Source organism: Endozoicomonas sp. 2B-B, from assembly GCF_053470045.1.
In genome coordinates this window covers 2658449-2667299 of the sequence record NZ_JBLZMU010000001.1, presented here as the reverse complement: position 1 = coordinate 2667299, position 8851 = coordinate 2658449, and the positions used below count along the sequence as shown (strand labels likewise).

General features: G+C 49.9%; 1 protein-coding gene (only partly in view). It reads left to right on the top strand.

Features of this window, described 5'->3' with window-relative positions; all coding sequences use genetic code 11:
- Positions 1–30 precede the first annotated feature (30 nt).
- Positions 31–8851, top strand: partial view of a TcdA/TcdB catalytic glycosyltransferase domain-containing protein gene (locus ACOMHB_RS10815; protein ID WP_448216626.1) — the start only. The gene runs 19556 nt beyond the window's last position; 8821 of the gene's 28377 nt are visible here — the first part of the coding sequence; its start codon is at positions 31–33; its stop codon lies beyond the right edge, outside the window.

The following is an 8851-nucleotide window of genomic DNA, read 5'->3' as shown; positions in this document are numbered from 1 at the left end:
ACGACCTGTTAGTTGCGGAGATCTTCTCTTATGTCTGCAAATCTGACCGACACAGTCCCTCTCAATCCTACTTATAAGCGACAGTGGATTGATACCGGAGATGACTGGTTTTACTCGGCCACTGTTCATACCGATAGTTTTACCATCAGACTGTCGGCGAACCCGGCCAACCCGGAGTCGGTCTTTGCCACACCAGAACACATTCTTACTGTCAGGACAGCCATTGACCGAGCCTTCTGGTTAATCGAGCAGTCCGGTTTTTTTCCTCACTACATGCATCGGAATATCAGTATTATCCTGTCTGACCCTGATTTGCCGGGGCAGAATATCTATTATGACGACGATGGCGTGACATTGTTAATCGGGCAATCGATCATCAATCCGTCATTATTGCCCCAGGCTTCGGGCAAAGCTGCCGGTATAGCCGATGCTCTTGGAACTGACCGGCTCGTTGCCAAGTTGCTAAACAATATAGCAATGGTCGTTTATGAGGCCTGTGATCCCAATAACTTCTGGTCAGAATTTCAGGCACGTCAGAATGGTTCCACAGAAAATGGTGGCGGTTTAATCCCGTCTCCCATCAGCCAGACTGATGACGTGGTTTCCGCTATAGCCACTCAAACACAGCTCGACTTTATCTCTGAAACCCTGGCTGCCAAATGGTTGAATCAGAAAGTATCACCGGTTTCACTCTATTGGCTGGAGTCTTTGCTTCCTGATCTGTTCAATGCCCCAAAAAATCCTGGGAAGCCGCCAACTCCTCTAAGTGCCCAACTGCAAGCCAGACACTGGCATTCTAAAAACGATCTTGGTCAAACACTTGCCTGGCTCAAAAGCGAGGAGATCCCTCCAACAGGCAATGTTACCAGACCAGTGCCTGACAGTTTTTTTGCTTTCACACCCGTAGCGCCTCTTTTGCGCATCGACGAGACAATAGCCTGTCCTGCTTTTGGCGATGGTTACCGCACCCGGGTTAACGGAACAGAAATAGGCATCAGGGTATACCCCCAGGGCGACGCCGCTCCGCCACTGCGACTGGCCGACATCACCCTTGATGTGGAAAGCTACCATTCACTCGGTTACAAGGATCCGGCACAAACGCTCCAGCGGCTGGTTTTTGACCTCAAGAAATTGGCAGGACTGTTTCTATACGGTGGTTTTAACCGGCAATTGCTGACTTTTCTTCACGGACTGCAGATTGCCAGTGATCCGGGTGGCCCGGATAACAAGGTCCCTCTTATCAAGGCAGAGTCCGACCGATTGTTTATTGACAGTGACGCAACCTTCACAAACGACAGTCAGCCACTGATTCGTCTGGGGGCCGCTGATCTTTCCCGGCACTCTGACGAGGCTCTTGGACACGGACTGTCATCCCTGTTGGTACCTGCATGGCGAAAAACCCTGACCGACAATGCCGTGGCTGTGGCCGGTATTGAACAGCTCTGGGGAATCACTGACAACAGGCTGAAAGCACTGCAACCGCATTATGGGCTTGATGAACGCTACCAGGCCCGGCAATGGCCACAAGAGTCCGGCGATCTCTACCAGCGACTGGTGTCAGGCCAACGCCATGATCTCAGGAAACGAGGTGGCACAGCGGAAGACTTTGTTGATGCCGTCCGGGAACTTTATCAAGGTGACGGGCTGGCGCCAGCACTTGCCAGCGTTATGGGAGACTGGCAGGCGTTAGCTGAGACTAACCACACAGCCGGGGAAATGGCGGATTTGCTCGAGGCCATTGTCACAGTTTATGGCGAACAGCCGCTGCGCAGTGAACAATGGTTTTTCCGCAGGGCACTTGATGCCAGTCTGGACTGGCTGACTGCCAGAGACCCCGACAACCCGTTCCTGGCAAACCTTCAGCAACTAAAAAAAAATGACGAGGCACAACAGGATGAATACGATGGTCTGTTCGAGCCGGAGCAGGCGCCGCTCTTAAACAATTCTACCAGCAACAATGCCACCAGCAGCGTTCGGGGCAGATTCCTTACCCTCAAGGCTCTGGGTGACTGGATTGGGGTTTATCTGACATCGGACTATCTGGCCAGTTCCAGTCATCAGACCCTCGCCAGTGACCTGCGGCAACTGGTGGATGCCAGCGACCTGTTCAGACACCGGTTGAACAATACCGAAGGGTTACGGATGCTGTCGGGCAACGTAACAACCCCGATAAGACCTGACACCCTTGGCGATATACACGACCAAGGTTTACTGAAAATACCCCCCGATGAGCGCAACAGGACGATCCCCGGGGAATATGTCAGTTTGATTATCCCAGGTCGCAATGGCGCGTCCACTGCCAGTCAGTCAGGCCCGCTGACCTACCAGCCCATTCGTCATAGTGCGGAAAATGACACCATCCATGATCTTGCTCCGGTTAACCAGACAGTCAATAACGGCACCTTCACGCTTATCCCTTTTGATCCGGATGAGGGGGACTTACCCTACGGCTCCGGGTGGCTGGCAGGCCATCTTTCGTTCTTTTACCAGCTGGGGGAAGCATTACGGCTGGCCCTTGGGCTGGCACCAGAAGAAGATGCCAATGCGGCCAAAAACAGGATTCGTACTGAGCTTGGTTTGCCACGGTACTACCCCGGACAGGACAGACTGCCGTTACCGGTAGTAAACCCCCGTCAGGTGATACTCAAAGAGACCCTGCCGGTGCAGGTAAGGTTTAATCAAACGACAGCGACAGACAGTAGAAAACCCGTACCTCTGGCAGTGACCGGATATGGCTCCCTGGGGCGTCATCTGAAACTGACAGCAGAGCCTGACAGGAACGGCACTTATCGTCTGCAACTGGCTGCCATTGGCACAATGACCGCAGATGGCGGTCTTCTGCCACCTTCCCTCTGGCACCACTATCCCGCACTCACCAGACCGGCGACGAGGCACAGGGTTCGCCGTTCTGATTCTGATTCTGAATCTGCTCCTGCTCCTGTTGCAAGTTCAGACTTCGAATTAATGAATCAACTGATTCCTGACGTTATCACGTTCTATAGGGAATTTTGGCCGTTATTACAATATCAACGCGCCATAAATGCAGACTTGTACGAACGTTTTGAAGATCTGTTCAGGGCTTTTAAGATATTTGATGGCTACCGTCGTGTGAATTCTTCATCAACTTATGCTTTAGCGGTAAAGTTCTACGAAAAACTCATCGCCCTCAACGAGAGTTACCCGATGAAAGGGGAAGCCGGCGAAAAATTTGCGAAACTGACTACAAACTTTCGTCGCTGGTTAGATGGCGCCATTAGGCCAGTCCCTGAAAAGCTGCATTTTGTCAGCATCGGCCCAACCGTCGCAGAGCTGAACACTATCAGGTTATGGATTGCAGCTAATTCAAAGTCCGATTTGCAGATAAACCTCTGGTATGATCAAAACGCAATGCTCGCCACTCTGCTTTCTGAAGCCCTTAAAAAAGCAGTGACCAGTCAATTGACCCGTCAATCTGGTCCCGGTGATCCGTCTAATTTTGAATCGGATTTAACGAGAGGATTCATGGAGCTGCAGGATCAGGCCTGGAAATCCATAGCGTCAGACATGGAACAGGGCCGGGGATTTGATCTGGCGGTGAAGAATTTTCTGGTAGGCCACCTCAACTATAAATCATCGGATATTGATAAGAAAAAAGCCCAAATGATGTCAGCCTACCGGCGATTTAAAAAGAAGATAGCGTCTTCTTATCCCGGGGCGAAGTTTTCCTACGAAGACATTAATAAGGTCTGGAGCGATGCCTTCGGGGAAAAGGGTAAGGAGGCCGAAAGTTACTATCTCAGGGAGCTGGGGTTGCGTGGCCACCTGCCTGCTGCCATTGCACTGGTAAAAGCCAGGGTAATTGGCGCTCTCGGTGGCGTTTATTCTGACACGAACTTTTCACCTGCCATTATTGAGGATCTTTTCAAGGATATTGACCATTCAGGCCTCATCAAAACAGATTGGGATAGGATACGGATGGCACTGACAGAGCTTGTCATCCGAAGGTTCGGCAGGGAATTCCTTCCCGAAGATCAGGATCCTGCAATAGAACAGAAGGTTTCAGATGATCTCGTCTGGTTCGGTGAAAAATACCCCGAGTTTAAAGGCGATATTGAACGGAGCCTGACGAACTCTGATCCGTCGCAACTATTTAAGCCACTGGGAGAAGTTAAAGTCATTCCCAGTGAGATATACCTGCCATTGGAAAAAGCCCCAAGTTTATTTTTTGCAGCATCACAGGGCAGCAAGACCATGCAGATGGTCCAAAACCACCTTTTAGCCGCTTATCAGACGATTGATCAATATAAGTTGTTCGACGTGACAGATTGGAAAACTATCCAGGATACAAGAACGTTTTTCACCTGGCATAAGATAGCTTCCCGGTTATTGGTTCATTATCGACTCGGGGGTATATCAACATTTGCAGATGGCTATCAAATACTGAGTGGTGATGATGCACTGGAGCAAAGCAATAGTGCAATGGGTTGGACTAGAAGCCATAGAGATTCGCTGGATATTCCTGAATTGTCTTCCCGCGAATACTATACGATTTCCAGCCGGGCACTGGCTGTCCGGAAGCATCAAAACGATATCGCAGTCAATACCAACACCGATCCACAGAGCAGAAGCCAATACAGCCAACAATTGGTTATCCAGATGGAGCCTGGTGATGATAGCCCGATTGCCAGGGCCAGCCGTTATCTGTTTCGCAAACACAACAATGGTCAGCTGGCGGGAGGTAGTTATCGTTCAATCCGTAGGCTGGTCAAGAATAACGATGCCTGGTCAGATGGAGAGACAGGCGCAAAGGTCAACAATGCCGATATTGGCAGATTTCTGGACAGTAAAAGCCGAATTCATATAGTAGGTCTGGGTGACTCAGGGAACGGGGAATTTACCCTGAGTGGCCAAACCGCGTTAGCACTGTCAAAAAAAATCAATGAATTGACCGCTGATACACCGGTTAAAACCATTAACCTGGTTGGCTCAGGCATTGACGACAACGGACTTGTAACCCAATACCTGAAAGAAATCCTGAAAACAACAAAAACCTCGGCAGTGACTGCCCGTGACGGTCTTTTGAGAGTCGATATCTGGGGGCGCCTATGGGTTGGCCTGGTCTCAGAAACAGATCCGGTCACCTGGTCACTGGCCGACCACTCTGACAAGCTGAAAGCGCGTCGTATGAGTGACGGTGAAATCACCGTCGAACGCTGGACTGAAAAAGACACATTGGCTGAAGGTGCCACTGGACTCCGGCGGCTGCCCTCTGTGTTATCACAGGACAGCGGGTTGCTGGGGCCCACCGCCAATCCCGATGACCTGGTGCCAACTCTGGCGATGTTCAGCCGCAGTTTGAAGCCGGGTCTACTGAGTGTTCTGAAACCGAATGATTTACAAGCACTGGAGACGAAAATTGCAGAATTTGACCAACTTCGCCAGGAGGGAAGTGAAAGTGCCCTGAAAAAATACATGCTTGTCTATCGGATGCAGAAAAACCTGCCCGCAATTCTGAGTGGGGAATCAGCGGCTTCCCACTTGGCTGGAGCAATAAATCAGTACCTGCTGGATGCTTTGGTGGAGGTTCCTGAAAAGCTTAACTTTATCTGGATTGGTCGTCTCAACGAAGGGGTCAAAGACCATCTCAGAGTCTGGAGTAAGATGGTTCCCTCCTGGTCGCAAACGCTCTGGTACGATCCACAGGCATTTCTGGCGCCCGTGCTTACCCGGGAAATATATAAGGCTGTTGCCGATGAGAAAATAGCCGAGTCATTCCTGGTACATGAACAAGCCAAAGTGGAGTTTTTGACGCGTTTGTGCCATCTACAAGATCTGGCCTACAGCGCTATAAAAAAAGGCATCGCCCAGGGCAAAACCTTTGACGACATGGCGAAGATATTTTTAGTCAACCACCTGGGGATGGATCAAGAAGAATTAACACAAATACAAAGGCAAAGTCTGCAGGAGTTCACAGATCTCGCCAAAGAGCTGACCGGGCTCCGGGGCAACACCGGATCCGGGGGATTCATGCTGGCAGATATCAATCAACTCTGGCAGTCAGGCGATGAAACCAGCATGAAAGCGTTGTACGTGAGAGAACTTGGCTTGAGAGGGATTTTAGCTGCAGCCTCTGATTTGGTAAGAGTGGTACTGCTGAAGGGGGGAGGTGTCTATTTGGATGTCGACACGCTGCCTCATTATAATGAAAAATTGTTTAAAGGGATTGAAATCCCAAGTGAAATTTTACATTCAGGAAGACTGAATCATTTAATTAACCATATGATTATGGATTATTTTGCTGACCCAGGCCCGGAACAACTGTTTTTTAACAGAACACCTGATCCAGAAATACGGAGAGAATATAACAGATTCAAAGAAATATACCCTGATTTTTTTAAGGCTGTCAAAGAAGCCATCGTTAATCATGGGAAAGAGCCTCTTTTTACTTTTCCAGGCTCAGTCAAGGCTATTCCTGGCTCAATAGAAATAAGGTTAGAATTTGTAGAAAGAATCAATGGCGGCAACTGCTTTATTATGGCGCCGCCAGACAGTGAAGTTCTCGAGGCAGTTAATCGAGAAATAATAAGGCGTTACAAATTGATTGATCGGCTGGGAATAGGCGACACGGAAAACTCTTATGACGACAGTATCGATGTCGATACAGATGAGCAAATAAAAGAGTCAATCGTCAATGAATTGGGGATCAATAACGATTTCGCCAAAGATATAATTAACTATCGAGTTGATGGATTAGTTAGAAGATCTGGATCGACGTTGCATTTAACCGGGCCGGGTTTGATTATTCACGTCATCAGAAGATCTGTCTTTGCTTTGCTTCCAGAAGAGGATCTTTTTGATTACAAATTAAAATCCTATTTCACGCAAATTAACCCACTGGCAAGGATTGATTCAGTGAGTGTTGATACGGATGAACAGCCCAGTAGCTGGCTTACCTTTACTGATAAAATCGTGCGTTATGAACTGACCAATGAGCGAGACAGCCATTATAAAAACCAGGTCATTCTCCAGCTCGGTAACAGCGACAATGAAGCCAGAGCCAGCTCATACCTGAGAAATAAATACCAGCCCGATTTCAGCCGTCTTATACGACTGATGCCTGATGGCTCGCTGATTGATCAGAAAGCAGGTTACATCATTGAATCAAGGATTGTGCAAGCCAGTTTTATTACAGACGACACACGTATTATTGTTGTTGGTCATGGTTCCAAGGTTCAGGATAAAAAGACCGGTTCTGACAAGTTTCTTCTGGGCGGGAAGACAGCTAAGCAGCTGGCCGAAGTGCTTGGGCGCATAACCGGCGATCGGTTTGTCAGGACTGTCAGTCTGGTGGGTTGTGGTGCTGATGCCGGCGGCGAGCATTACCCTGTAGAAGCCTTCGCCAGAACACTGTTTGCTGAAATCCGGACAGAACGAATCACTGCCCGCAACGCACTGGTGGCGGTGGATATGCTTGGCCGTAAATGGACCGGCACCCTGCCCGCTGCTGGCGATGTCCTCTGGTCACAGTCAGACCATCGCCTCAAGCTGGTGCTTGAAAAGGACAAACAGGGGCAGTTCGTGGCCCGCCAGCTTCCGGTTGCAGAAGGACTGGTGAAAAAACTCCACAATTTGTCCGCTTTGCCCCCCGGCAGGGATTATGCCTATCTGGGCAAGAATGACCGTCATTTCGATCGGGCCAGACACTTACTGCTTGAAACGATGATCGAAAACAATGGCAGGCAGAAACTCTCCGACCTGATTGAGCATTACAACCTTCGGCTGCAACAAATCACCCGTGATGACTCTTCCCCTTACCGGTTGATGCCTTTGCCGGTTGCCGATGTCGAGCTTCCTCTTGCCTCAAAAGAGCCTCAGCCAGAAGAAAGACGTCAGATAAGCGCCTTTGTCCGCGCAGACTCAATCGGTGACCCGTTTTCCGGAGTGGGTCAGCTGGCCTATGACGATCCCCTGGCGCAAGAGAATTTTGCCCGGATCCAGCAGGAGGGGTATCTGCTGGCCATGGGAGTTGCAAACTCGCCATCCGAGGTCATGGCTGCATTGTTTACCCGCCTGTTGCTTGGGTCTGTGCAGGACATTGTGGCACCCGGAGGCAATGACATAGATCCGTTCCGGGTCTCCAGCCTTGAGCTGATGACTTCGGTATTGGGAAAAGGTGACCTGCAGGCTCTCCGTGGCCAGCAGTTGCAAAATGACTTTGCCGACTTGAGCCAGTGGTATATCAAGTCTCTGAAAAAGTTATTGGGTCACTTTCTGGCGGACAAAGCAGACGAAAAAATACCGAGACTGAACGCCAGAGAATGGCATGAGCAGGGACAGTGGCTGCAAAAAACACTTTCCCTTGGGATTAATAAAAGAGTTCCCCATGACGCTGTCGGTTTTACAGACCCTGTGACCAGGATTCACGGAGAGGCTTTTGATGACAGCAAATACCTGCCTGTTGTCACCGACCCTTCGGGCGTAACTTATGTTCTGCTGGACCTGCCAGAAAGTAACAGCGCAGCTTTTCCGGATAATCTGCGCAATATCCTGTTTATGCTTCAGTCCTCAGGTCCGCTGGGGCCGCGTAATGCCCAGACGCTGATCAATACCATTGAGTTAGCCTATTCCCGGCATTCAGACTTCCTGGCAGGAGAGCAGTTTGCTGAAAAAATAACCCGGCTGCCGATGGCTGATGTAGTCACACTGGCCACTGAAGTTATTAACCTCGACACGGAGCCTAAGGCTCTTCGGAGTCTGATACGAAGACTGTTGATTCGCCTGGCAGCCAGCGCAGTGACGGCTCTGGACATCGGTCACAAACCGGATTACCAGCAGAAGTTTCTGATCGCAGAATTACTCGTCCGGGCCCCCG